Annotated in this window: 17 protein-coding genes, 3 rRNA genes and 1 pseudogene; all 21 read left to right on the forward strand. The window is 67.3% G+C overall.

The window, feature by feature from the left end; translation table 11 throughout:
* The first annotated feature begins 57 nt into the window (after positions 1 to 57).
* The 21 genes and pseudogenes from argC to recN all read left to right on the forward strand — a co-directional run bounded on the left by argC (position 58) and on the right by recN (position 25860).
* On the forward strand, positions 58 to 1131 hold the full coding sequence (gene argC, locus M3330_RS22045) for an N-acetyl-gamma-glutamyl-phosphate reductase (RefSeq protein ID WP_006553970.1): 1074 nt from the start codon (positions 58 to 60) through the stop codon (positions 1129 to 1131).
* Positions 1128 to 2378 carry a bifunctional glutamate N-acetyltransferase/amino-acid acetyltransferase ArgJ gene (argJ, locus tag M3330_RS22050; protein ID WP_019289635.1) on the forward strand — a complete coding sequence of 417 codons (1251 nt, stop codon included), beginning with the start codon at positions 1128 to 1130 and terminating at the stop codon, positions 2376 to 2378. Before argC ends, argJ begins: the two co-directional genes overlap by 4 nt.
* On the forward strand, positions 2375 to 3313 hold the full coding sequence (gene argB, locus M3330_RS22055) for an acetylglutamate kinase (protein ID WP_006554811.1): 939 nt from the start codon (positions 2375 to 2377) through the stop codon (positions 3311 to 3313). The genes argJ and argB overlap by 4 nt, the downstream gene beginning before the upstream one ends.
* Positions 3310 to 4497, forward strand: coding sequence for an acetylornithine transaminase (locus tag M3330_RS22060; RefSeq protein WP_255026362.1), 1188 nt, complete (start codon positions 3310 to 3312; stop codon positions 4495 to 4497). Before argB ends, M3330_RS22060 begins: the two co-directional genes overlap by 4 nt.
* Positions 4498 to 4503: 6 nt before the next feature.
* The gene (argF, locus tag M3330_RS22065; protein ID WP_006554813.1) at positions 4504 to 5433 is read left to right on the forward strand and encodes an ornithine carbamoyltransferase; all 930 of its coding nucleotides are present in this window, start codon (positions 4504 to 4506) and stop codon (positions 5431 to 5433) included.
* Positions 5406 to 5945 (forward strand): arginine repressor, encoded by a 540-nt coding sequence (locus M3330_RS22070; protein ID WP_006554814.1) that lies wholly within the window; start codon positions 5406 to 5408, stop codon positions 5943 to 5945. Before argF ends, M3330_RS22070 begins: the two co-directional genes overlap by 28 nt.
* 47 nt (positions 5946 to 5992) lie before the next feature.
* Positions 5993 to 7192 (forward strand): argininosuccinate synthase, encoded by a 1200-nt coding sequence (locus tag M3330_RS22075; RefSeq protein ID WP_006554815.1) that lies wholly within the window; start codon positions 5993 to 5995, stop codon positions 7190 to 7192.
* Between the two features lie 2 nt (positions 7193 to 7194).
* The gene (gene argH / locus M3330_RS22080) at positions 7195 to 8616 is read left to right on the forward strand and encodes an argininosuccinate lyase (RefSeq protein WP_006554816.1); all 1422 of its coding nucleotides are present in this window, start codon (positions 7195 to 7197) and stop codon (positions 8614 to 8616) included.
* Positions 8617 to 8769: 153 nt separating this feature from the next.
* Positions 8770 to 11754 carry an AMP-binding protein gene (locus M3330_RS22085; RefSeq protein ID WP_255026366.1) on the forward strand — a complete coding sequence of 995 codons (2985 nt, stop codon included), beginning with the start codon at positions 8770 to 8772 and terminating at the stop codon, positions 11752 to 11754.
* Between the two features lie 39 nt (positions 11755 to 11793).
* Positions 11794 to 12015 (forward strand): Trm112 family protein, encoded by a 222-nt coding sequence (locus tag M3330_RS22090; RefSeq protein WP_039584036.1) that lies wholly within the window; start codon positions 11794 to 11796, stop codon positions 12013 to 12015.
* Positions 12000 to 12650 carry a DNA-3-methyladenine glycosylase gene (locus M3330_RS22095; RefSeq protein WP_039584039.1) on the forward strand — a complete coding sequence of 217 codons (651 nt, stop codon included), beginning with the start codon at positions 12000 to 12002 and terminating at the stop codon, positions 12648 to 12650. Before M3330_RS22090 ends, M3330_RS22095 begins: the two co-directional genes overlap by 16 nt.
* A 15-nt stretch (positions 12651 to 12665) precedes the next feature.
* Entirely contained in the window at positions 12666 to 13943 is a 1278-nt protein-coding gene (gene tyrS, locus M3330_RS22100; RefSeq protein ID WP_006554820.1) for a tyrosine--tRNA ligase, read from the forward strand.
* A gap of 475 nt (positions 13944 to 14418) precedes the next feature.
* A 16S ribosomal RNA gene (locus tag M3330_RS22105) occupies positions 14419 to 15940 on the forward strand.
* A gap of 298 nt (positions 15941 to 16238) precedes the next feature.
* Positions 16239 to 19373: ribosomal RNA gene (locus tag M3330_RS22110) — 23S ribosomal RNA — on the forward strand.
* Between the two features lie 109 nt (positions 19374 to 19482).
* Positions 19483 to 19599, forward strand: a 5S ribosomal RNA gene (rrf, locus tag M3330_RS22115).
* Together the 16S, 23S and 5S rRNA genes form the textbook arrangement of a ribosomal RNA operon.
* A gap of 632 nt (positions 19600 to 20231) precedes the next feature.
* Positions 20232 to 21011 (forward strand): annotated as a pseudogene (locus M3330_RS22120) (tetratricopeptide repeat protein); the annotation flags it as partial.
* Positions 21008 to 22039 carry an HAD-IIA family hydrolase gene (locus M3330_RS22125; RefSeq protein WP_019289626.1) on the forward strand — a complete coding sequence of 344 codons (1032 nt, stop codon included), beginning with the start codon at positions 21008 to 21010 and terminating at the stop codon, positions 22037 to 22039. The pseudogene M3330_RS22120 and the gene M3330_RS22125, both read left to right, overlap by 4 nt.
* A 52-nt stretch (positions 22040 to 22091) precedes the next feature.
* Positions 22092 to 22322, forward strand: a complete 231-nt coding sequence (locus M3330_RS22130; RefSeq protein WP_019289625.1) for a hypothetical protein — start codon at positions 22092 to 22094, stop codon at positions 22320 to 22322.
* Position 22323: 1 nt separating this feature from the next.
* Positions 22324 to 23148 (forward strand): TlyA family RNA methyltransferase, encoded by an 825-nt coding sequence (locus M3330_RS22135; protein WP_219129142.1) that lies wholly within the window; start codon positions 22324 to 22326, stop codon positions 23146 to 23148.
* On the forward strand, positions 23145 to 24089 hold the full coding sequence (locus M3330_RS22140) for an NAD kinase (RefSeq protein WP_064852419.1): 945 nt from the start codon (positions 23145 to 23147) through the stop codon (positions 24087 to 24089). Before M3330_RS22135 ends, M3330_RS22140 begins: the two co-directional genes overlap by 4 nt.
* A gap of 1 nt (position 24090) precedes the next feature.
* Complete coding sequence (gene recN / locus M3330_RS22145) at positions 24091 to 25860, forward strand: DNA repair protein RecN (protein WP_255026370.1); 1770 nt, start codon at positions 24091 to 24093, stop codon at positions 25858 to 25860.
* Positions 25861 to 25887: the final 27 nt, after the last annotated feature.

The raw sequence follows: 25887 nt of genomic DNA on the forward strand, positions 1-25887 counted from the left end.
CCTCCGAAAGGGACACCCCCTATGAAATGATTTGCATGAGGGTGCATAATCATTCGTATGGGTACTTCACCGGACTTCACCGCCACCTCCGAGTCGCCGCTACGGGTCGCCGTGGCCGGCGCCAGCGGCTACGCGGGCGGCGAGATCCTGCGCCTGCTCCTCGGCCACCCCGCCTACCAGGACGGCTCGCTCGTCATCGGCGCGCTCACCGCCGGGGGTAACGCGGGCGCCACCCTGCGCGAGTTCCATCCCCATCTGCTGCCGCTCGCCGACCGCGTGCTCGGCGCCACCGACATCGACACCCTGCTCGGGCACGACGTCGTCTTCCTCGGCCTGCCGCACGGCCACTCCGCCGTGATCGCCGAGCAGCTGCCCGAGACGACCGTCGTCATCGACTGTGGCGCCGACTTCCGGCTCGAGAACGCCGCCGACTGGCAGCGCTGGTACGGCAGCGACCACGCCGGCACCTGGCCCTACGGCATGCCCGAGCTGCCCGGCAAGCGCGACGCCCTCGTCGGGGCCACCCGCATCGCGGTCCCCGGTTGCTACCCGACCTCCGCCTTGCTCGCACTCGCACCGGCCGTCGCCGCCGGCATCGTCGAACCCGTCGTGAACGTCGTGGCCGTCTCCGGCACCTCCGGCGCCGGGAAGTCCCCGAAGGTCGAGCTGCTCGGCTCCGAGGTCATGGGCTCGGTCCGCGCCTACAGCGTCGGCGGCGCCCACCGGCACACCCCGGAGATCAAGCAGAACCTCTCCGCTCTTGCCGACACCGACGTGAAGGTCTCGTTCACCCCGATCCTCGCGCCCATGCCGCGCGGCATCCTCGCGACCTGCACCGCACCGACCACGGTGACCGCCGCCGAGGCCCGCGCCGTCTACGAGAAGGCCTACGCCGACGAACCGTTCGTGCAGCTGCTGCCGGAAGGCGCACTACCGGCCACCGGCGCGGTGGTCGGCTCGAACGCCGTCCAGATCGCCGTCACCGTCGACACCGACGCCGGACTGCTCATCGTCGTCGCCGCGCTCGACAACCTCACCAAGGGCACCGCCGGTGCCGCCGTGCAATCGATGAACCTGGCACTCGGCCTGCCCGAGACCGCCGGCCTGTCCACCGTGGGAGTGGCTCCGTGACCGAGAACAAGTACGCAGACGACGTCTACACCGGCGCCACCGAGATCGCCGGGGGACGCCTGATCCGCACCCAGGGTGTCACCAGTCCCGCCGGCTTCCGGGCCGCCGGCATCCCCGCCGGCATCAAGGTCTCGGGCAGACAGGACCTCGCGCTCGTGGTCAACGAGGGCCCCGAACTCACCGCCGCCGGTGTGTTCACCACCAACAAGGTCAAGGCCGCCCCCGTCCTGTGGTCCCAGCAGGTGCTGAAGTCCGGCAGCCTGCGCGCGGTGATCCTCAACTCCGGCGGCGCCAACGCGTGCACCGGCGCCGGTGGTTTCCAGGACACCCACGCCACCGCCGAGGCCGTCGCCGACGCCCTGAGCAACTGGGGCACCGAGACCGGTGCCGGTGAGGTCGCCGTGTGCTCGACCGGCCTGATCGGCGACCGTCTGCCGATGGACAAGGTGCTCTCCGGGGTGCAGGAGATCGTCCACGAACTCGCCGGAGGCATCTCCGGTGGCACCGACGCCGCCTACGCGATCATGACCACCGACACCGTGCCCAAGCAGGCCGCCCTGCACCACGCCGACAAGTGGAACGTCGGCGGCATGGCCAAGGGCGCCGGCATGCTCGCCCCCGCCCTGGCGACGATGCTGTGCGTGGTCACCACCGACGCCGTCGCGACCGCCGATCAGCTCGACACCGCGCTGCGCCACGCGTCCCGGCTCACCTTCGACCGCCTCGACGTCGATGGCGCGACCTCCACCAACGACACCGTGCTGCTGCTGGCCTCCGGCGCGAGCGGGATCACCCCGAGCCAGGACGAGCTCAACGCCGCCGTCCTCGCCGTGTGCGACGACCTCGCCGAGCAGATGATGGCCGACGCCGAGGGCGTCACCAAGCGGGTCACCGTCACCGTCCGCGGCGCCGCCAGCGAGGACGACGCCCTGATCGGTGCCCGCACCGTCGCCCGCGACAGCCTCGTCAAGACCGCACTGTTCGGCTCCGACCCAAACTGGGGCCGCGTGCTCGCCGCCATCGGCATCGCCCCGATCGAACTCGACCCCGACAAGATCTCCGTGTCGTTCAACGGCAACCCGGTGTGCATCGACGGTGTCGGTGCGCCCGGCGCCCGCGAGGTCGACCTGTCCGCGGCCGACATCGCACTCGACATCGACCTCGGCCTCGGCAACGCGCAGGTGTCCATCCGCACCACCGACCTCTCGCACGCCTACGTCGAAGAGAACTCGGCGTACTCGTCGTGACCGGAACGAACACAGGAGACGACGTGACCGACGCACTGATCGCCGACCTCACCTCGCACCAGAAGGCGTTCGTCCTCGCCGAGGCCCTGCCGTGGCTGCAGAAGTTCCGCGACAAGATCGTCGTCGTCAAGTACGGCGGCAACGCCATGATCGACGACACCCTCAAGACCGCCTTCGCCGCCGACATGGCGTTCCTGCGCACCGTCGGCATCCACCCCGTCGTCGTGCACGGCGGCGGCCCGCAGATCAACGCCATGCTCGAGCGACTCGGCCTCGCAGGTGAATTCCGCGGCGGCTTCCGTGTCACCACCCCCGAGGTCATGGACGTCGTGCGGATGGTGCTCTTCGGGCAGGTCGGACGCGAACTCGTCGGCCTGATCAACAGCCACGGCCCCTACGCCGTCGGCACCTCCGGCGAGGACGCCGGACTGTTCACCGCGACCCGCCGCACGGTCGTCGTCGACGGCGAGGCCACCGACATCGGGCTCGTCGGCGACGTCACCAGCGTCGACCCCGGCGCGGTGCTCGACCTCATCGCCGCCGGGCGCATCCCCGTCGTCTCCACGATCGCGCCCGACGCCGACGGCGTGGTGCACAACATCAACGCCGACACCGCCGCGGCCGCCCTTGCCGAAGCGCTCGGCGCGGAGAAGCTGGTCGTGCTCACCGACGTCGAAGGCCTCTACACGAACTGGCCCGACCGCAGCTCGCTCACCTCGCGGATCGACGCCGACGCGCTTACCGCGCTGCTGCCGTCGCTCGACTCCGGCATGGTCCCGAAGATGGAGGCGTGCCTGCGCGCCGTTCAGGGGGGAGTGCCCACCGCGCACGTCATCGACGGGCGCCAGCCGCACTCCGTGCTCCTCGAACTGTTCACCGAAGAAGGCATCGGCACCATGGTGGTGCCGTCCTCCGAGAAGGAAGGCCCCGCATGACCGGCACGTCCGACCTCCAGCAGCGCTGGGCGGGTTCGCTGATGAACAACTACGGCGTGCCCAAGGTCGCGCTGGTCGCGGGCGACGGTGCCGTGCTCACCGACGCCGACGGCAAGCAGTACCTCGACCTGCTCGGCGGCATCGCCGTCAACAGCCTCGGCCACCGCCACCCGGCGATCATCGAGGCCGTCACCGCCCAGCTGAACCAGCTCGGCCACGTGTCGAACCTGTACGCCTCGCCGCCGGTGCTCGAACTCGCCGAGAAGCTCCTCGATCGCTTCGGTCACGAGGGCCGCGCCTTCTTCTGCAATTCCGGCACCGAGGCCAACGAGGCGGCCTTCAAGATCGCCCGGCTCACCGGACGGCCGAGGATCGTCGCGTGCGAGAAGGCCTTCCACGGCCGCACCATGGGCGCCCTCGCCCTGACCGGCCAGCCCGACAAGCGCGCCCCCTTCGAACCGATGCCCGCCGGCGTCGAGTTCGTGCCCTACGGCGACCTCGACGCCCTCGAGGCCGCGGTGGACGAGAACACCGCCGCCGTCTTCCTCGAACCGATCATGGGCGAATCCGGCGTCGTCGTCCCGCCCGAGGGTTATCTCGCCGGCGCGCGTCGCATCACCACCGAACGCGGCGCCCTGCTCGTGCTCGACGAAGTCCAGACCGGTATCGCCCGCACCGGTACCTTCTTCGCCCACCAGACAGCGGGCATCACCCCCGATGTGATGACCCTCGCCAAGGGCCTCGGCGGCGGACTGCCCATCGGTGCGGTCCTCGCCACCGGTCCGGCCGCCGAGCTGTTCCGGCCCGGCAAGCACGGCACCACCTTCGGTGGCAACCCGGTGTGCGCCGCGGCCGCCCTCGCGGTGCTGCGCACGATCGACGAGCACAACCTGCTCGACCACGTGAACACCGTCGGGAAGACCCTCGCCGCCGGCATCGAGGAACTCGGGCACCCGCTCGTCTCGCACGTGCGCGGCTCCGGGCTGCTCCTCGGTGTCGTCCTCACCGCCGCGAAGGCGCCGGCCGTCGAGACCGCCGCCCGCGAGGCCGGTTTCCTCGTCAACGCCGCCGCACCGGACGTGATCCGCCTCGCGCCCCCGCTGATCCTCACCGAACAGCAGGCCGAGAGCTTCGTGACGGCGCTGCCCGCCGTCCTCGACACCGCCGACCGGGAAGGGAACTGACGACCCGTGCTCCGCCATTTCCTGCGCGACGACGACCTCACCCCGGCCGAACAGACCGAGGTGCTCGAACTCGCCGCCGAACTGAAGAAGGCGCCGCTGTCCCGCCGCCCCCTCGAAGGGCCCCTCAGCGTCGCCGTGCTGTTCGACAAGACCTCCACCCGCACCCGCTTCTCCTTCGACGCCGGCATCGCCCAACTCGGCGGGCACGCCGTCGTCGTCGACACCGGCTCCACCCAGATCGGGAAGGGTGAGACCCTCGAGGACACCGCCCGGATGTTCTCCCGGTTCACCGAAGCGGTCGTGTGGCGCACCTACGGCCAGGACCGCATCGAGACGCTCGCCGAGCACTCGACCGTGCCCGTCGTCAACGCGCTCACCGACACTTTCCACCCCTGCCAGGTCCTCGCCGACCTGCAGACCATCCGCGAGAACAAGGGCGCCACCGCGGGCCTGCGGATGACCTACTTCGGCGACGGCGCCAACAACATGGCGCACTCGCTGATGCTCGGCGGCGTCACCGCCGGCATGCACGTGACCATCGCGTCCCCGGCCGGGTTCACCCCCGACTCGCAGGTCGTCGACGCGAGCCGCGCACGGGCAGAGGAGACCGGCGGCAGCGTCACCGTCACCGACGACCCGCGTACCGGAGCCAGCGGCGCCGATGTGCTCGTCACCGACACCTGGGTGTCGATGGGGCAGGAGGACGACGGCAAGGATCGCGAGGCACCCTTCCGGCCGTTCCAGCTGAACGACGACCTCGTCTCCCTTGCCGACACCGACGCGATCGTGCTGCACTGCCTGCCGGCCTACCGCGGCAAGGAGATCACCGCCGAGGTCATCGACGGACCGCGGTCTGTGGTGTGGGACGAAGCCGAGAACCGCCTCCACGCACAGAAGGCCCTGCTGGTGTGGCTGCTCGAGCAGAGCCGGAGCTGACCGTGAGCACCGCGGCGAACCATGCGGACAGTGCGGCGACGGCGCCGACGCGCGCGGCGCGGCAGGCCCGCATAGTCGCACTCCTCGCCGCGCACCCGGTGCGCAGCCACACCGAACTCGCCGCACTCCTCGCCGAGGACAGCATCGAGGTGTCCACCGCCACCCTGTCCCGCGACCTCGAGGAACTCGGCGCCGTCAAGCTCCGCGCGGCCGATGGGGGCGCCGGGGTGTACGTCGTCCCGGAGGACGGCAGCCCTGTGCGCGGCGTGACCGGAGGCACCGACCGCCTGTCCCGGTTGCTCGGCGAACTGCTGGTGTCCACCGACTCCAGCGGCAACATCGCCGTGCTGCGCACCCCGCCGGGGGCGGCGCACTATCTGGCCAGTGCACTCGATCGGGCATCATTACCCGAGGTGGTCGGAACGATCGCCGGCGACGACACCATCGCGGTCATCGCCCGCGAACCGACGACGGGAGCCGAACTGGCCGCGAAAATCGAATCACTCGCCTGACCTACCACTCATAGACGCACGTCGAAATACGAAGGAGCACAAAGACAATGGCCGAACGCGTCGTACTCGCCTATTCGGGCGGGCTGGACACCTCCGTCGCCATCAGCTGGATCGGCAAGGAGACCGGCAAGGAGGTCGTCGCCGTGGCCATCGACCTCGGCCAGGGTGGCGAGGACATGGAGGTCGTGCGTCAGCGCGCCCTCGACTGCGGTGCCGTCGAATCGATCGTCGTCGACGCCAAGGACGAGTTCGCCAACGAGTACTGCCTGCCCACCGTCCAGGCCAACGCGCTCTACATGGATCGCTACCCGCTCGTCTCGGCCATCAGCCGCCCGCTGATCGTCAAGCACATCGTGCAGGCCGCCCGCGAGCACGGTGGCACCGTCGTCTCCCACGGCTGCACCGGTAAGGGCAACGATCAGGTCCGCTTCGAGGTCGGCTTCGGCGCCCTCGCACCCGACCTCCAGGTCATCGCACCGGTCCGCGACTACGCCTGGACCCGTGAGAAGGCCATCGCCTTCGCCGAGGAGAACGGCCTGCCCATCAACGTCACCAAGCGTTCGCCGTTCTCCATCGACCAGAACGTCTGGGGCCGCGCCGTCGAGACCGGCTTCCTCGAGGACCTGTGGAACGCCCCCACCAAGGACGTCTACGACTACACCGAGGACCCCACCGCCCACTGGCAGGCCCCCGACGAGCTGATCATCAGCTTCGAGGCCGGTCGCCCCGTCGCGATCGACGGCAAGCACGTCACCGTCCTCGAGGCCATCCAGGAACTCAACCGTCGCGCCGGCGCTCAGGGTGTGGGCCGCCTCGACATGGTCGAGGACCGCCTCGTCGGCATCAAGAGCCGCGAGATCTACGAGGCCCCCGGCGCCATCGCCCTCATCACCGCGCACCAGGAACTCGAGCACGTCACCCTCGAGCGCGAACTCGGCCGCTACAAGCGTCGCGTCGAGGAGCGCTGGAGCGAGCTGGTGTACGACGGCCTGTGGTACTCGCCGCTGAAGACCGCCCTCGACGCCTTCATCAAGAACACTCAGGAGCGCGTCACCGGCGACATCCGCATGGTGCTCCACGGCGGACACATCACCGTGAACGGCCGTCGCAGCCCCGAGTCGCTGTACGACTTCAACCTCGCCACCTACGACGAGGGTGACAGCTTCGACCAGTCCAACGCCAAGGGCTTCGTGCAGATCCACGGCCTGTCGTCGAAGGTCGCCGCGAAGCGCGATCTGGGCCTGTAGTCATGACGGCTCACGGCACCAACGAAGGTGCCCTGTGGGGCGGCCGGTTCGCATCCGGACCGGCCGCCGCCATGGCGGCGCTGAGCAAGTCCACGCACTTCGACTGGGCGCTCGCCCCGTACGACGTGCGCGCCTCCCAGGCCCACGCCAAGGTCCTGCACCGCGCCGGACTCCTCACCGACGACGACCTCGCCACGATGCTCGACGGCCTCGACCGTCTCGCCGCCGATGTGGCCTCCGGTGCGTTCGGCCCCGCCGAGTCCGACGAGGACGTGCACGGCGCGCTCGAACGGGGACTCATCGAACGGGTCGGCCCCGAGGTCGGCGGCCGGCTCCGCGCGGGCCGCTCCCGCAACGACCAGGTCGCGACGCTGTTCCGCATGTGGCTGCGCGACAGCGCGCGGCGCATCGCCGACGGTGTCCTCGATGTGGTCGATGCGATCGCCGACCAGGCCGCGGCGCACCCCGATGCCGTCATGCCGGGCAAGACGCACCTGCAGGCGGCGCAGCCCGTGCTGCTCGCGCACCACCTGCTCGCCCATGCGCATCCGTTGCTGCGCGACGTCGACCGGTTACGCGACTTCGACAAGCGTGCGGCGGTCTCGCCGTATGGGTCGGGAGCGCTCGCCGGATCGTCGCTCGGTCTCGACCCCGACGCGATTGCGGCCGACCTGGGCTTCGACTCGGCGGCGGACAACTCGATCGACGCCACCAGCTCCCGCGACTTCGCTGCAGAAGCGGCGTTCGTGTTCGCGCAGATCGCCGTCGACCTCTCCCGCATGGCGGAGGAGATCATCCTGTGGAGCACCCCCGAGTTCGGGTACGTCACCCTCGCGGACGAATGGTCGACCGGGTCGTCGATCATGCCGCAGAAGAAGAACCCGGACGTCTCCGAGCTCACCCGCGGTAAGGCCGGTCGCCTCATCGGCAACCTCACCGGTCTGCTGGCCACGCTCAAAGCGCAGCCGTTGGCCTACAACCGCGACCTGCAGGAGGACAAGGAGCCGGTCTTCGACTCCGTCGCACAGCTCGAGCTGCTGCTCCCGGCGATCGCAGGGCTCGTCTCGACGCTGACCTTCCACACCGAGCGCATGGCCGAGCTCGCACCCGCCGGATTCACCCTCGCGACCGACATCGCCGAGTGGATGGTCCGCCAGGGTGTGCCGTTCCGCGTCGCCCACGAGGCGGCCGGGGCGTGCGTGCGGGTCGCCGAAGGCCGCGGAGCCGGCCTCGAGGACCTCACAGACGAGGAGTTGGCCGGTGTAGATCCGGCACTGACCCCGCAGGTGCGGGAAGTGCTCACCGTCGAAGGCTCCATCGCCTCGCGCGACGCTCGCGGCGGCACCGCGGGCGTGCGGGTGGCCGAGCAACTCGGCCGCGTGCGCGACGCCGCGGCACAACTGCGCGACCGGGTTCGCGACTGACACGCCTGCCGTCCCGGGCACACCCCGAGTTGCCCGGGACGGTGAGGGCCGTGTGGCAGGCTGGCACATACTCTCGGCATGCAGCGGGTACCGGTGTAGAACCGCAGGTGCCGGGGACCGGTGCGGATACATCGTCGAGAAGGGGAACGGACCGTGGGACTGGACGCCGATGTAGTGACCGAGTCGGTGCGACGGCTCGTCGCCACTGCCCAGAACGGTCTCGAAGTCCTGCGCTTCGGTGGCCTCGAACCCGGCCGGTCGTCGTCGCCCTATCAGGTCGTCGAGCGCACCTCCATGTACCGGCTCCGCCGGTACTTCCCCGAATCCGACACCGCCTCCACGGGCATCCCCGTCGTTCTCGTACCACCGATGATGGTGTCCGCCGAGGTGTACGACGTCACCCGTGACGCCGGCGCCGTCGGCAGCCTCCACGAAGCGGGTCTCGATCCGTGGGTCGTGGACTTCGGATCGCCCGACCAGGAGGAGGGCGGCTGGAAGCGCACCCTCACCGATCACATCCTCGCCCTCGACGAGGTCGTCGACTGCGTCCGTGCCTACACCGGTCGCGACGTGCATCTCGGCGGATACTCGCAGGGTGGCATGTTCTGCTATCAGGTCGCGGCCTATCGGCGCAGCCGCGGCATCGCGAGCCTGATCACCTTCGGCAGCCCGGTCGACACCCTCGCCGCCCTGCCGTTCGGGATCCCGGAGATCGTCGCGACCCACTCCGCCGACTTCCTTGCCGACCACGTCTTCAACCGCCTCGCGATCACCGGATGGATGGCGCGCACCGGCTTCCAGCTGCTCGATCCGGTCAAGACGCTGCGATCGCGCATCGACTTCCTGCTCCAGCTCCACGACCGGGAGGCGCTGTTGCCGCGCGAGCCGCAGCGCCGATTCCTCGACACCGAGGGATGGGTGGCGTGGTCCGGTCCCGCCGTCGCGGAGGTACTGCGCCAGTTCATCGCCCACAACCGCATGGTCAGCGGTGGGTTCGTCATCAATGACCGGGCCGTGAGCCTCGCCGAGATCACCTGTCCCGTCCTCGCAGTCGTCGGCGAGGTCGACGACATCGGGCAACCGCTCGCCGTGCGCGGCATCCGCAAGGCCGCACCCCGCGCGGAGGTCTACGAATACACCTTGCGCGCAGGTCATTTCGGACTCGTCGTGGGCAGTGTCGCCGGCCAGCAGACGTGGCCGTCGGTCGGGGAATGGGTGCAGTGGCGCGAGGGCGTCGGGGACCGGCCCGTCGGCATCGCGCCGATGGCGGTGCCGAACCCCACCGACGAGGGCACGGGCGTCTCGGTCGCATCCCGCATCACGCACACGGCCGCAACGCTCGCCGACGTCGGGACCGATCTCGGCAAGGGGCTCGCGGGGATCGCGGTCGGTGCCGTCCGCGGCGCACGCGATCTCACCGGGGAGGCCGCCCGCGCCCTTCCCCGCCTCGCGCGGCTCGGGCAGATCCAGCCGCGCACCCGCATCTCCGTCGGCGGTCTGCTCGCCGAGATCGGCCGCAAGTCGCCGAAGCGGGAGTGCTTCATCTTCGAGGACCGGGTCTACACCTTCGAGGCCGTCAACCGGCGGATCGACAACGTCGTCCTCGGGCTCGCCGACAACGGCATCCGTCCCGCGATGCACGTCGGCATCCTCATGGACGTGCGCCCCAGCGCAATGGCGGCGGTCGCGGCGATCTCCCGCCTCGGCGCCGTCTCCGCCCTCATCCCGCCGGGACCGGACATCGCCGAGGCCGTGCGACTGGGCGGTGTCGAAAAGATCGTCGCCGATCCCGAGAACCTCGACGCGGCCGTCGCGACCGGTCTTCCCGTGCTGGTCCTCGGCGGCGGCGACGTCCGCGACCTCGACGTCGAGCCCGGCGCCGACGTCGTCGATCTCGAACGACTCGACATCTCCTCCGTGCAACTGCCGGGCTGGTACGTCCCCGATCCCGGACTCGCGCGCGAACTCGCATTCATCCTGTTCTCCGGTGGTGGCGACACGCTCGCGGTGCGGCGGGTCACCAACTACCGGTGGGCGCTGTCGGCCTTCGGTACCGCCACCGCCGCCTCGCTCGGCCGCGGTGACACCATGTACTGCCTTGCGCCCCTGCATCATTCGTCCGGTCTGCTGGTCAGTTTCGGCGGGGCGCTCGCGGGCGGGGCGCGTATCGCACTGTCGCGCGGGTTGAATCCGTCGCTCTTCAGCGACGAAGTGCACCGCTACGGCGTCACCGTCGTCACCTATACCTGGTCGATGATGCGTGAGGTGCTCGACAGCCCGTCGCTGCACATCGACGCCATCCATCCCATCCGGTTGTTCATCGGTTCCGGCATGCCACCGGGCCTGTGGCGCCGCACGCTCGACCGGTTTGGGCCCGCCCGGGTTCTCGAGTTCTACGCGTCGACCGAGGGCGACGTCGTGCTCGCGAACGTCTCCGGTTCGAAGATCGGCTCGAAGGGCCGGCCGTTGCCCGGTAGCGCCGATGTGCGCCTCGCTGCCTACGACGCCGGCGTCGGCCGACTCGTGGAGGACGAACGCGGCTTCGTGCGGGAGGCTCAGGTCGGCGAGGTCGGACTGCTGCTCGGCAGACCCGGTCCCGCAGCCTCGGCAATCACCGGTGTGATGCGCGGCGTGTTCGAACCGGGCGACGTGTGGGTGCCCACCGACAACCTGTTCCGACGCGACGACGACGGCGACTACTGGTTGCTCGACAGTCGGGCGACGGTGATTCCCACCTTCCACGGCCCGGTTTTCACCCAGAGCGTGGCGGACGTGCTCGAAGCGATCCCGCGTGTCGATCTCGCCGTCGCCTACGGCATCTCGGTGGGAGGTCGCGACATCGCAGTGGCCGGCTGCTCGCTGCGGGGCAACCGTGCACCGACGGCCGCGGAGATCACTGCGGCGTTCGACTCGGTCCCGGCCGACGAGCGACCCGATCTCGTGCACGTCGTGCCCGACATCCCGTTGGGCCCGTCCTATCGCCCGTCCGCCGATCGTCTGCGCGAACAGGGATTGCCCGTGCCCACCGTCCGTACCTGGTACCTGAACCCCGACACCGGGACGTACAAGCGGTTCACCAAAGCCGTGGCCACGGCGTGGAAGGCGGGCACGGCCGGTTCGCCCGCCGGGGCGCGGTAGCCTGGGTCCGGTTCGGTTCCGCCCTTCGAAAGGACATCCGTGGCTGTCGATCCCACGTTGCTGAGCATTCTGGCCTGTCCGGAGGACAAGGGGCCGTTGCTTCTCGTCGACGACGCCGTCCTGTACAACCCGCGACTGCGGCGGGCGTATCCGATCGAGAGCGGTATTCCCGTCCTCCTCGTCGACGAGGCGCGGGAGGTCAGCGACGCCGAGCACGAGGACTTCACCGCGCGCGGTGTCGCCGGATGGAGCACCGACTGAGCCGCAATCATCGATCCGTCCGCGGCGAACTCGAAAGACTCGATCCGGTCGAGGCCGCCGAAGCGCTGCTCGGAGCAACCATCCGAGTGGGGGAGACCGCCGTCCTGCTGACGGAGGTCGAGGCCTACGGCGGCCCCGAGGACGGACCGTGGCCGGACCCCGCCGCGCACTCGTACCGCGGACCGACCCCGCGCAATTCGGTCATGTTCGGACCAGCGGGACATCTGTACGTCTACCGCAGTTACGGACTGCACTTCTGCGCGAACGTCTCCCTCGGTCCCGACGGCACCGCTGCGGCGGTGCTGTTGCGCGGTGGTGAGGTGATCGCGGGGGAGCAGGCCGTCCGTTCCCGGCGCACGTCCGGCACGCCGTTCGCGAACCTTGCGCGCGGTCCGGGCAATCTCGCTGCTTCGCTCGGTCTCGATCTGGCCGACAACGGCATCGACGTGGATGGTTCCGACGCTCGGGTGCGGGTGGAACTCCCGGCCGAACCGCTGGTCGGGGAGGCCGCGCGGGGACCGCGGGTGGGGATCAGCGTGGCGGCCGACAGACCGTGGCGGTTGTGGGTTCCCGGGGCGATCGGGGTCTCCGCGTACCGGCGCAGCCCACGCGCGCCCGCTGCGCCTCGAGCGTGATGGGATGATCGAACGGTGACTGAGCACATTCTCGACGAACTGACCTGGCGCGGGCTCATCGCGCAATCGACCGATCTCGACGCACTTCGAGGCGAACTCGACAAGGGTCCGATCACCCTCTATGCCGGTTTCGATCCGACCGGCCCGAGCCTGCACGCCGGTCACCTCGTTCCGCTCCTCGCACTCAAGCGTTTCCAGCGCGCCGGCCATCGGCCCATCGTTCTCGCAGGTGGCGCGACCGGCATGATCGGTGACCCGCGGGACGTGGGGGAGCGCACCATGAACTCCGCCGACACCGTCGCCGAGTGGGCAGGGCGGATCCGTGGGCAGCTCGAGCGGTTCGTCGACTTCGACGACTCCCCGACGGGAGCCGTGGTCGTGAACAACCTCGACTGGACCGGAAAGCTGTCCGCGATCGACTTCCTGCGCGACATCGGGAAGCACTTCTCGATCAACGTGATGCTCGCCCGCGACACCGTCAAGCGCCGCCTCGAAGGTGACGGCATCTCGTACACCGAGTTCAGCTACATGCTCCTGCAGGCCAACGACTACGTGCAGCTCCGCCGCGAGTACGGATGTGCGCTGCAGGTCGGTGGTTCCGATCAGTGGGGCAATATCATCGCCGGCGTCGAGCTCAACCGCCGTACCGACGGCGAGAGTGTGCACGCCTTGACCGTCCCGCTCGTGACCTCGTCCGACGGCAAGAAGTTCGGCAAGTCCACCGGTGGTGGCAGCTTGTGGCTCGACCCGGAGATGACGAGCCCGTACGCCTGGTACCAGTACTTCGTCAACGCTGCCGACGCCGACGTCATGAAGTACCTGCGCTGGTTCACCTTTCTCGACAAGGACGAACTCGCCGAACTCGAGACCGCCACCACGGAGCGTCCGCACGCACGGGAGGCCCAGAAGCGACTCGCTGCCGAGATGACCACGCTCGTGCACGGAGCGCACAACACCGCAGCGGTCGAGTTGGCCAGCCGCGCCCTCTTCGGGCGAGGCGAGCTGGGCGAGCTGGACGAGCCCACGCTCGCGGCCGCCCTGACCGAGGCGTCCGTGACGGAGCTCCGCGCCGGCGAGCCGGACACGATCATCGACCTGCTCGTCGCGTCGGGGCTGTGCGAGAGCAAGGGAGCTGCGCGTCGCACCATCAAGGAAGGCGGCGCGTCGGTCAACAACGTCCGCATCGCCTCGGAGGAGTGGACCCCGCGCGACGGAGAGCTGCTGCACGGACGTTGGCTCGTCCTGCGTCGGGGCAAGCGGAACTTCGCCGGTGTGCGAGTCGTCCGCGACTGAGGCCTTTGCCGACGCTGGCGAGCCCCTGACCAGCGGGTTTGACGGCGCGTTAGCGTCGGCGTAACTTAGTCGTCGTTCGAGCGACACCGAACAGCCCGCCGGACCGAGAGGTTCGGAAACAGGCATGTTCGATGTCGCATCGATCGGCTCTCACAGAAGAGAACGGGAAAGCAGCGATTTGCGGCCCTGAAATCGGACGTGATAGCTTGGAACGGTTGCCTCGGAGCGAGCCGGACAGGTGTCCGGTAACGTGATGATGTGTGCGTGTTCTTTGAGAACTCAACAGTGTGCCGATGAATGTCAGTGCCAATATTATTTGGTACTCCGCTCCATCAGTTCGGATGGGGTGGGTATTTGCTGATCGTCTCATTCTTCCGTCTGGGATGGTCAGTGTTTGAGCTAGTTTGAGTTTTTATGCTAGTGATTTGACTCTTTTGTCTTTGACTGATTGCCCCTTCGGGGTGATTGTGAGTCTTCAACGGAGAGTTTGATCCTGGCTCAGGACGAACGCTGGCGGCGTGCTTAACACATGCAAGTCGAACGATGAAGCCCAGCTTGCTGGGTGGATTAGTGGCGAACGGGTGAGTAACACGTGGGTGATCTGCCCTGCACTCTGGGATAAGCCTGGGAAACTGGGTCTAATACCGGATATGACCTCTTGCTGCATGGCGAGGGGTGGAAAGTTTTTCGGTGCAGGATGAGCCCGCGGCCTATCAGCTTGTTGGTGGGGTAATGGCCTACCAAGGCGACGACGGGTAGCCGGCCTGAGAGGGCGACCGGCCACACTGGGACTGAGACACGGCCCAGACTCCTACGGGAGGCAGCAGTGGGGAATATTGCACAATGGGCGCAAGCCTGATGCAGCGACGCCGCGTGAGGGATGACGGCCTTCGGGTTGTAAACCTCTTTCACCCATGACGAAGCGCAAGTGACGGTAGTGGGAGAAGAAGCACCGGCCAACTACGTGCCAGCAGCCGCGGTAATACGTAGGGTGCGAGCGTTGTCCGGAATTACTGGGCGTAAAGAGCTCGTAGGCGGTTTGTCGCGTCGTCTGTGAAATCCCGCAGCTCAACTGCGGGCTTGCAGGCGATACGGGCAGACTCGAGTACTGCAGGGGAGACTGGAATTCCTGGTGTAGCGGTGAAATGCGCAGATATCAGGAGGAACACCGGTGGCGAAGGCGGGTCTCTGGGCAGTAACTGACGCTGAGGAGCGAAAGCGTGGGTAGCGAACAGGATTAGATACCCTGGTAGTCCACGCCGTAAACGGTGGGCGCTAGGTGTGGGTTTCCTTCCACGGGATCCGTGCCGTAGCCAACGCATTAAGCGCCCCGCCTGGGGAGTACGGCCGCAAGGCTAAAACTCAAAGGAATTGACGGGGGCCCGCACAAGCGGCGGAGCATGTGGATTAATTCGATGCAACGCGAAGAACCTTACCTGGGTTTGACATGTACCGGACGACTGCAGAGATGTGGTTTCCCTTGTGGCCGGTAGACAGGTGGTGCATGGCTGTCGTCAGCTCGTGTCGTGAGATGTTGGGTTAAGTCCCGCAACGAGCGCAACCCTTGTCCTGTGTTGCCAGCACGTGATGGTGGGGACTCGCAGGAGACTGCCGGGGTCAACTCGGAGGAAGGTGGGGACGACGTCAAGTCATCATGCCCCTTATGTCCAGGGCTTCACACATGCTACAATGGTCGGTACAGAGGGCTGCGATACCGTGAGGTGGAGCGAATCCCTTAAAGCCGGTCTCAGTTCGGATCGGGGTCTGCAACTCGACCCCGTGAAGTCGGAGTCGCTAGTAATCGCAGATCAGCAACGCTGCGGTGAATACGTTCCCGGGCCTTGTACACACCGCCCGTCACGTCATGAAAGTCGGTAACACCCGAAGCCGGTGGCCTAACCCCTTGTGGGAGGGAGCCGTCGAAGGTGGGATCGGCGATTGGGACGAAGTCGTAACAAGGTAGCCGTACCGGAAGGTGCGGCTGGATCACCTCCTTTCTAAGGAGCATCTGCCCACACACCCCGAACAGTCGGGTGTGGTGTGCGGCCAGAGACCGATTGTCCCCGATCGTGGGACACGGTTGCTCATGGGTGGAACGCTGACAATCATCACCGCGTATGCATCATCCGATAGTGGTGGTGTGCGGTGGTTATATCGGTGCACTGTTGGGTCCTGAGAGAACACGCAATGTGTTTGATCAGCGACGATGATCCGCGAAACAAGGAAATCGGTTTTCTTGCGGTAGGGGTTGTTGTGTGTTGTTTGAGAACTGCACAGTGGACGCGAGCATCTTTGTTGTAAGTGTTTATGAGCGTACGGTGGATGCCTTGGCACCAGGAGCCGATGAAGGACGTGGGAGGCTGCGATATGCCTCGGGGAGCTGTCAACCGAGCTGTGATCCGAGGATTTCCGAATGGGGAAACCCAGCACGAGTGATGTCGTGTTACCCGCATCTGAATATATAGGGTGTGTGGAGGGAACGTGGGGAAGTGAAACATCTCAGTACCCACAGGAAGAGAAAACAACATGTGATTCCGTGAGTAGTGGCGAGCGAAAGCGGATGAGGCTAAACCGAGTACATGTGATACCTGGCAGGGGTTGTGTATTCGGGGTTGTGGGGCTTTTCTTCCCGTCACTGTCATGACGGGCGAGAGTAAGAAACCGGTTGGTTAGTCGAAGTGGTCTGGAACGGCCTGTCGTAGAGGGTGAGAATCCCGTAGACGAAAACTTGCCGGCTCTCGTGAGAAGTACCCGAGTAGCACCGGGCCCGTGAAATCCGGTGTGAATCTGTCGGGACCACCCGATAAGCCTGAATACTCCCTGGTGACCGATAGCGGACTAGTACCGTGAGGGAAAGGTGAAAAGTACCCCGGGAGGGGAGTGAAATAGTACCTGAAACCGTGCGCTTACAATCCGTCAGAGCCGATGCACGATTCAGTTCGTGGTGGGTGATGGCGTGCCTTTTGAAGAATGAGCCTGCGAGTTAGTGGCATGTCGCGAGGTTAACCCGTGTGGGGTAGTCGTAGCGAAAGCGAGTCCGAATAGGGCGTATGTAGTGGCATGTTCTAGACCCGAAGCGGAGTGATCTACCCATGGCCAGGGTGAAGCGATGGTAAGACGTCGTGGAGGCCCGAACCCACTTAGGTTGAAAACTGAGGGGATGAGTTGTGGGTAGGGGTGAAAGGCCAATCAAACTCCGTGATAGCTGGTTCTCCCCGAAATGCATTTAGGTGCAGCGTCGCGTGTTTCTCACCGGAGGTAGAGCTACTGGATGGTCTAGGGGGCCCACAAGCTTACCGAAATCAGCCAAACTCCGAATGCCGGTGAGTGAGAGCGCGGCAGTGAGACTGCGGGGGATAAGCTTCGTAGTCGAGAGGGAAACAGCCCAGATCGCCGGCTAAGGCCCCTAAGCGTGTACTAAGTGGAAAAGGATGTGGGATCGCTGAGACAACCAGGAGGTTGGCTTAGAAGCAGCCACCCTTGAAAGAGTGCGTAATAGCTCACTGGTCAAGTGGTTCTGCGCCGACAATGTAGCGGGGCTCAAGTACACCGCCGAAGCCGCGGCACTCACACAACACCCATTCGTTCCTGCGGGAACGTGTGCAGTGGTGTGGGTGGGTAGGGGAGCGTCGTGCAGCCGTGGAAGCGCCGGAGTGATCCAGGTGTGGAGGCTGCGCGAGTGAGAATGCAGGCATGAGTAGCGAAAGACGAGTGAGAAACTCGTCCGCCGGATGACCAAGGGTTCCTGGGCCAGGTTAATCCGCCCAGGGTGAGTCGGGACCTAAGGCGAGGCCGACAGGCGTAGTCGATGGACAACGGGTTGATATTCCCGTACCCGTGTATCCGCGCCCAATGGCGAATCAGTTGTGCTAACCGTCCAAAAGTTTCCGCTGTTCCTTCGGGAACTGTGGGGATGGCTGCACGGGACCCTGATTGTAGTAGTCAAGCGATGGGGTGACGCAGGAAGGTAGCTGGGCCAGGTGATGGAGTACCTGGTGTAAGCCGGTAGGGCGAATGGTAGGCAAATCCGCCGTTCATGCAGCCTGAGAGGTGATGCGTACCCGTTGAGGGGAATTCAGTGATCCTATGCTGCCGAGAAAAGCCTCTAGTGAGTTGGTACACGGCCCGTACCCCAAACCGACACAGGTGGTCAGGTAGAGAATACCGAGGCGATCGAGAGAACTGTGGTTAAGGAACTCGGCAAAATGCCCCCGTAACTTCGGGAGAAGGGGGACCACGCTCGGTGACGGCCCTTGCGGTCCGAGCTGGGGGTGGTCGCAGAGACCAGAGAGAAGCGACTGTTTACTAAAAACACAGGTCCGTGCGAAGTCGTAAGACGATGTATACGGACTGACGCCTGCCCGGTGCTGGAAGGTTAAGAGGACCGGTTAGCGGAGCAATCCGCGAAGCTGAGAATTTAAGCCCCAGTAAACGGCGGTGGTAACTATAACCATCCTAAGGTAGCGAAATTCCTTGTCGGGTAAGTTCCGACCTGCACGAATGGCGTAACGACTTCTCTGCTGTCTCGACCACAGACTCGGCGAAATTGCATTACGAGTAAAGATGCTCGTTACGCGCGGCAGGACGAAAAGACCCCGGGACCTTCACTATAGCTTGGTATTGGTGTTCGGTTCGGTTTGTGTAGGATAGGTGGGAGACTGTGAAGCTCATACGCCAGTATGGGTGGAGTCGTTGTTGAAATACCACTCTGATCGTATTGGACCTCTAACCTCGGACCATGATCTGGTTCAGGGACAGTGCCTGGTGGGTAGTTTAACTGGGGCGGTTGCCTCCCAAAATGTAACGGAGGCGCCCAAAGGTTCCCTCAGCCTGGTTGGCAATCAGGTGTCGAGTGCAAGTGCACAAGGGAGCTTGACTGTGAGACTGACAGGTCGAGCAGGGACGAAAGTCGGGACTAGTGATCCGGCACCGGCATGTGGAAGCGGTGTCGCTCAACGGATAAAAGGTACCCCGGGGATAACAGGCTGATCTTCCCCAAGAGTCCATATCGACGGGATGGTTTGGCACCTCGATGTCGGCTCGTCGCATCCTGGGGCTGGAGTAGGTCCCAAGGGTTGGGCTGTTCGCCCATTAAAGCGGCACGCGAGCTGGGTTTAGAACGTCGTGAGACAGTTCGGTCTCTATCCGCCGCGCGCGTTAGAAACTTGAGGAAGGCTGTCCCTAGTACGAGAGGACCGGGACGGACGAACCTCTGGTGTGCCAGTTGTCCCGCCAGGGGCATGGCTGGTTGGCTACGTTCGGAAGGGATAACCGCTGAAAGCATCTAAGCGGGAAGCCTGTTCCAAGATGAGGTTTCTCACCCCCTCGAGGGGGTAAGGCCCCCGGCAGACCACCGGGTTGATAGGCCGGAACTGGAAGCCCAGCAATGGGTGGAGGTGACCGGTACTAATAGGCCGAGGACTTACCACGAAGATGTTACGCGTCCACTGTGCGGTATCTGAAACAACACACACAGATCCGAAAATCCTGCAGCAGCAGGTGATTCGAGGAATCTGCGTGGACTATTGTTTCATAGAGTTACGGCGGTCATAGCGACAGGGAAACGCCCGGTCCCATTCCGAACCCGGAAGCTAAGCCTGTCTGCGCCGATGGTACTGCACTCGACAGGGTGTGGGAGAGTAGGACACCGCCGAACACCCGTTCCGAAAGGGGACCCACTCGTTTGGGTCCCCTTTCGTGTTTTCATGAGAGGATTTTTCTGTGTCCGACGGCAACGGTGAACGTCGGTCCTTCAGGAGTGGAGGATCCACTCCGTGGTCGGGCCGCAAGAACGAGCGCGAGGAACGCGCCGGCGACAGCCGCGACGAGCGCGCACCCCGCGACCGCGGCGAGCGTGGACGCGGCGACGACCGCCGGCAGGGTGGCTACGGATCCGCCGGACGTTCGTCCGGACGAGACGACCGTCCGCAGCGCGGTGACGATCGGCGCCCCCAGCGCAGTGACGATCAGCGCTCCCAGCGTGGCGACGACCGCCGTTCCTTCCAGGGCGGAGACCGCCGGGATCGCGGCCGCGACGACGCTCGTTCCGGTCGCAGCGACCGTCCCTACCGCGAACGTTCCGGAGGCGACGACCGCCCCCGCCGCAGCGATGACCGGTCGAGCCGCGGCGACGAGCGTGGTCGGCAGTACGGCGACCGTCCCCGTCAGGGTTCGGACCGTCCCGGCGGTGAGCGCAGCTACGGCAACCGCGACGATCGTCGTGGTGGCGACCAGCGAGGTGGCGGCGACCGGCGAGGCTATTCCGGCGACCGCCGTGGCCCCCAGTCCGGCGACCGTCGTGGCGAGGGAGCACCCCGTCGTCGTGGCGGTGAAGGTGGATTCGGTCCGGGTCGCGGGCGCGATGGCATCGCACCGCAGCGCCGCGATGCACGTCCGGACGAGCCGGACATCCCCGACGACGTCGAGGCATCCGAGCTCGACCCGACGATCCGCCGCGATCTGCTGAGCCTGGACAAGTCGAACGCGAACTCCGTCGCCCGGCATCTGGTGATGGCCGGTCGTCTGCTCGACGACGATCCTCGCGCCGCGCTCACCCATGCTCGCGCCGCCCGTCAGCGCGCCGGCCGCATCGCGGTCGTCCGCGAGGCCGCCGGCATCACCGCCTACCACGCCGGGGAGTGGGCGGAGGCGCTGTCCGAACTCCGCGCAGCACGTCGCATGTCCGGTGGTACCGGACTGCTCGCCGTGATGGCCGACTGCGAACGCGGTCTCGGTCGCCCCGAGAAGGCGCTCGAACTGGGCCGGAGCGAGGAAGCTCGCAAGCTGACCGGCGACGAGGCGACAGAGCTGCGGATTGTCCTCGCCGGTGCCCGCATGGATCTCGGTCAGTACGACCAGGCCGTCGTCACCCTGCAGACGCCCGATCTCGACCCCGAGCGGACCGGTACACCGGCTGCCCGTCTCTTCTACGCCTACGCCGACGCTCTCGTCGCCGCCGGGCGGACCGAAGAAGGCCTGCAATGGTTCCTGCACTCCGCAGGCGCGGACATCGAAGGCGTCACCGACGCCGAGGAGCGGGTGGAGGAGCTCACCGGAGAGTCGCCGTGACCGACGGCACCGACGTTTCCGGCAGTACGGCTTCCAGCGACAGTCTGCGTCGGATCTACGACGTCCTGCTGCTCGACCTCGACGGCACCGTCTACCGGGGCGCCGAACCCGTCCCGGGTGCTCGCGAGGCGCTGGCCGCCGGTGACGACACCGTTCTGTACGTGACGAACAACGCCAGCCGCCGGCCGTCGGAGGTCGCCCTGCACCTGCGAGAACTCGGCTTCCCGGCCGACGACTCGTCGGTGGTGACGAGCTCGCAGTCCGCTGCGCGCCTGCTGGCCGAGCGGTTCCCGGCCGGTGTGCCGGTGCTCGTCGTCGGCACCGAGGCCCTGGCCGAGGAGGTGGCCGGTGTCGGCCTCACCCCGGTTCGGTCCGCGGACGCGCATCCGGTGGCGGTCGTGCAGGGGCATTCCCCGGACACCGGATGGGCGATCCTGGCGGAGGCGACGCTCGCCGTCCGCGCAGGCGCTCTGTGGGTGGCCACCAACGTCGACTCGACCCTGCCGACCGAGCGCGGACTCGTCCTCGGCAACGGGTCGATGGTCGCGGCGGTGCACAACGCCACCGGCGCGACCCCGATCGTGGCGGGCAAACCCGCAGCTCCGCTGCTCGAGGACGCGATCCGTCGCGGCGGTGCCCGTCGTCCCCTCGTCATCGGTGACCGGTTGGACACCGACATCGAAGGCGCCAACGCCGTCGGTGCGGATTCCCTGCTCGTGCTGACCGGGGTCAGCACCGTCGACGATCTGCTGCGGGCTCCGGCCGAGCAGCGCCCGACCTACGTCGCGGCCTCGCTCACGAGTCTCGATCAGCCGGCCGACCGGCTCCGTGTCGCATCGCACGACTCGTGGGACGTCACGGTCGACGGGGGTGATCTTCACCTCGCCGCCGCGCCGTCGGCCGCCGATCCGATGGAGGCGCTGCGGGGTCTGCTCGACATCGCCTGGGCCAACCCCGGATTCGGACAGGTCCGTCCGGTGGACGAGCGGGCGCGGTCCGTCGTGGACGCGTGGGCGGCGACGGTCTGATCCGCACCGGAGGGTGTAGCCCGGTCGCATCCATCGACTAGCGTGGACGGCGATGAGCACGCCGATTCCACGTCCGGGCGAACACCTTCCCGGCGCACGCCCCACCGTCGATCCCGCACACGTCCGCGAGGAGGTCGACGCTTTGCTGGCGCGTGTCCGCGAGGGCGCATCCGTCCCCGGTGCCGAGAGCGCCGATCAGTCCGTGCTGCTCGAGCAGGCCGACCTGCTCGAACGAGCCCACGAGGTCCTCGTGCAGGCTTTGTCGACCGTGGACAAGATCTGACGTGGCACGCCGGGCACGCGTCGACGCGGAACTGGTGCGGCGGGGTCTGGCGCGCTCCCGCGAGCACGCCAGCGAACTGATCGCCGCAGGTCGGGTGCTGATCGCCGGCACCGTGGCCTCCAAACCGGCGACCGCCGTCGAACCGAACACGCCGCTGATCGTCACCGAGGGGAGCGACGAGGTCTCCTGGGCGTCCCGCGGTGCCCACAAGCTCCTCGGCGCCCTCGAAGCGTTCACGCCGCAGGGGTTGCAGGTGTCGGGGCGTCGCTGCCTCGACGCCGGCGCGTCGACCGGCGGTTTCACCGATGTGCTGCTGCACGAGGGTGCCGCGGAGGTCGTCGCGGTGGACGTCGGCTACGGCCAGCTGGTCTGGCGTCTGCAGTCCGACGAGCGTGTCCATGTGATCGATCGAACAAATGTGCGTAGCATCGACGCGGAGACGATCGGCGGGCGCGTCGACCTGGTGGTCGCGGACCTGTCGTTCATCTCGCTGAAGTTGGTGTTGCCGGCGTTCGTCGCCTGCGTCGCCCCCGGCGGCGACCTGCTGCCGATGGTCAAACCGCAGTTCGAGGTGGGCAAGGACCGGGTCGGCAGCGGCGGCGTGGTACGCGACCCGGCGCTGCGCACCGAGGCGGTGCTCGACGTCGCGCGCGAAGCGCAGCGGCAGGGGCTGCGCACCCTCGGAGCGGTGGCGAGCCCGTTGCCCGGGCCGTCCGGGAACGTCGAGTACTTCCTGTGGCTGCGGGCCGGAGAGCCGGGACCGGAGGAACTCGACCCGGCGGTGATCGAACTGATCGAGCGTGCGGTTCAGGAAGGACCACAGTGAGCGAAGAGACCGCCGCGGCCGACGCGGTGCGATCGGGCCGGGAGATCCTGCTGGTCTCCCATTCGGGGCGCGACGAGATCGCCGGCACCGCGCTGCGGGTCGCGAAGATCCTCGGTGAGGCCGGCATCGGTCTGCGCACCCTCGACGACGAGTCGGTGAGCAACGGACTCGGCGTCCTCGCCCTGCCGGGCAGTTTCATCAGCGTCGTCGAACCGGGACCGGAGGCGGCCGCCGGCTGCGAGATGGTGATCGTCCTCGGGGGCGACGGCAGCTTCCTGCGGGCCGCCGAACTCGCGCAGTACTCGGCGGTGCCCGTCCTCGGGATCAACCTCGGCCGCATCGGTTTCCTCGCCGAGTCCGAGGCCGAACACCTCGAGGAAGCGCTCATGCAGGTGGTGCGCCGCGAGTACCGCGTCGAACAACGCATGACGCTCGACGTGACGGTGCGCATGGACGCCGAGGTCCTCGACCGCGGGTGGGCGCTCAACGAGGCGAGTCTCGAGAACAAGTCGCGGCTCGGGGTCCTCGAGGTGGTGCTCGAGGTCGACGGTCGTCCGGTCTCGTCGTTCGGCTGCGACGGTGTCCTCGTCGCCACCCCGACGGGATCGACGGCCTACGCCTTCTCGGCCGGCGGACCGATCGTCTGGCCCGAACTCGAAGCGCTGCTGGTGATCCCGAGCAACGCACACGCTCTGTTCGCGCGCCCGCTGGTAACCAGCCCCGAGTCGATCATCGCCGTCGAGACCCTCGCCGGCGGCCACGACGGGGTGGTCTTCTGCGACGGTCGCCGCATCATCGACGTCCCGGCCGGGGCCCGGCTCGAAGTGGTGCGAGGATGCGATCCGGTCCGCTGGGTGCGGCTCGATTCGGCACCGTTCGCGGATCGGATGGTGCGCAAGTTCGAACTTCCGGTGAAGGGCTGGCGGGGAAGGAAACTCTGAGATGCTCGCAGAGATCCGGATCGACAACCTGGGTGTGATCTCCGAGGCGTACGCGCGCTTCCACGGGGGACTGACGGTGCTCACCGGCGAGACCGGTGCCGGCAAGACGATGGTCGTCACGAGCCTGCATCTGCTCTCCGGGGTGCGCGCCGACCCCTCCCGGGTACGGGTCGGCGCCAACCGCGCCGTGGTCGAAGGACGCTTCGAGATCGAACCGGCGCCCAGCCACATCGAACAGCAGATCGCCGAACTGCTCGAGGCCACCGGCGCCCAGCGCGACGAGGACGGCAGCATCATCGCCGTGCGCACCGTCGGTAGCGACGGCCGCTCCCGCGCCCACCTCGGCGGACGCAGCGTGCCGGTGGGGGTGCTGTCCGAATTCACCGGGCCGCTGCTGACCGTGCACGGCCAGAACGACCAGCTGCGGCTCCTGCGTCCAGACGAGCAGCGCGCCGCGCTCGACCGGTTCGGCGGCAAGACCGTCGCCGGTCTGCTCGACCGCTACCGAACCCGGCGACGCCGCTGGCTCGAGGCCCGCGCCGAACTGCAGGAACGCACCGAACGGTCGCGTGAGCTCGCGCAGGAGGCCGATCGCTTGCACTTCGGTCTCGACGAGATCGACCGCGTCGCACCCGAACCGGGGGAGGACACCCGCATCGTCGACGAGGTGCGGCGCCTGTCCGACCTCGACTCGCTGCGCGAGGCGGCCACCGTCGCGCACAACGCCCTCGCCGGCGACGACAGCGGCGACGCCGACGCGTACTCGGCGGCACTCGACCTGCTCGGCGAGGCCCGCGCCCGCCTCGAGGGCTGCGACGATCCCGCCCTGCGCGAGCTCGGGCCCCGCCTCGGCGAGGCGATCGCGGTGGTCACCGACGTCACCGGCGACATCTCCGGTTATCTGTCCGACCTGCCGTCCGACCCGAGCGCGCTCGAGACCCTGCTCAACCGGCAGGCGGAACTGAAGAACCTCACCCGCAAGTACGCCGCCGACATAGACGGCGTGCTCGAGTGGGCGCGCGAGGCCCGCGAACGCCTGTCCGGACTGGACGTCTCCGCGGAGGCGATCGACAAGCTCGCCGCCGAGGTCGACGCGGAGGCCGCCGCGACCGCGGAGACCGCCACCGCGCTGTCGGCGGCGCGGCACAAGGTCGCCGGCAAACTCGCGAAGGCCGTGAGCAAGGAACTGTCCGGCCTCGCGATGGGGCGCGCCGTGCTCGACGTGCACATCGCCGACCGCGCGGCGACCGTGAGCGACACCGCCCCGCTGTCGGTCGGCGACCGGCTCCTGCACGCCGGCGAATCCGGGATCGACGAGGTGGAGTTCCGGCTCGCTCCGCACAGCGACGCCCCGGCCCGCCCGCTCGCCCGCAGCGCGTCCGGCGGTGAGCTCTCCCGCGTCATGCTCGCCCTCGAAGTGGTGCTCGCCGGTTCCGAGCGCGGCGCGACGATGGTCTTCGACGAGGTCGACGCCGGGGTCGGTGGCCGCGCCGCCGTCGAGATCGGCCGGCGTCTCGCGCGCCTGTCGCGCACCCACCAGGTCATCGTGGTCACGCACCTGCCGCAGGTCGCGGCGTTCGCCGACACCCATCTCGTCGTCGACAAGGTCGACGACCGGGCTGGGGTGATCAGCAGCGGGGTGCGCACCCTCACCGAGGAGGAGAGGGTTACCGAACTGGCCCGCATGCTCGCCGGTCTCGACGACACCGAGACCGGACGTGCGCACGCCGAGGAACTGCTGGCCGTCGCCCACGCCGAGCGCACCGGCTGACCCGCCCGGCGTGCCGGGGTGATGTTC

Source organism: Rhodococcus sp. GA1 (assembly GCF_024321955.1).
In the GTDB taxonomy this organism is placed as follows: domain Bacteria; phylum Actinomycetota; class Actinomycetes; order Mycobacteriales; family Mycobacteriaceae; genus Rhodococcus; species Rhodococcus pyridinivorans.

Excerpts from the sequence above, each read along its gene's own strand:
- argC (WP_006553970.1), top strand. The coding sequence starts at position 58 with ATGGGTACTTCACCGGACTTCACCGCCACCTCCGAGTCGCCGCTACGG.
- M3330_RS22060 (WP_255026362.1), top strand. The coding sequence starts at position 3,310 with ATGACCGGCACGTCCGACCTCCAGCAGCGCTGGGCGGGTTCGCTGATG.
- M3330_RS22075 (WP_006554815.1), top strand. The coding sequence starts at position 5,993 with ATGGCCGAACGCGTCGTACTCGCCTATTCGGGCGGGCTGGACACCTCC.
- argH (WP_006554816.1), top strand. The coding sequence starts at position 7,195 with ATGACGGCTCACGGCACCAACGAAGGTGCCCTGTGGGGCGGCCGGTTC.
- M3330_RS22095 (WP_039584039.1), top strand. The coding sequence starts at position 12,000 with ATGGAGCACCGACTGAGCCGCAATCATCGATCCGTCCGCGGCGAACTC.
- M3330_RS22130 (WP_019289625.1), top strand. The coding sequence starts at position 22,092 with ATGAGCACGCCGATTCCACGTCCGGGCGAACACCTTCCCGGCGCACGC.
- recN (WP_255026370.1), top strand. The coding sequence starts at position 24,091 with ATGCTCGCAGAGATCCGGATCGACAACCTGGGTGTGATCTCCGAGGCG.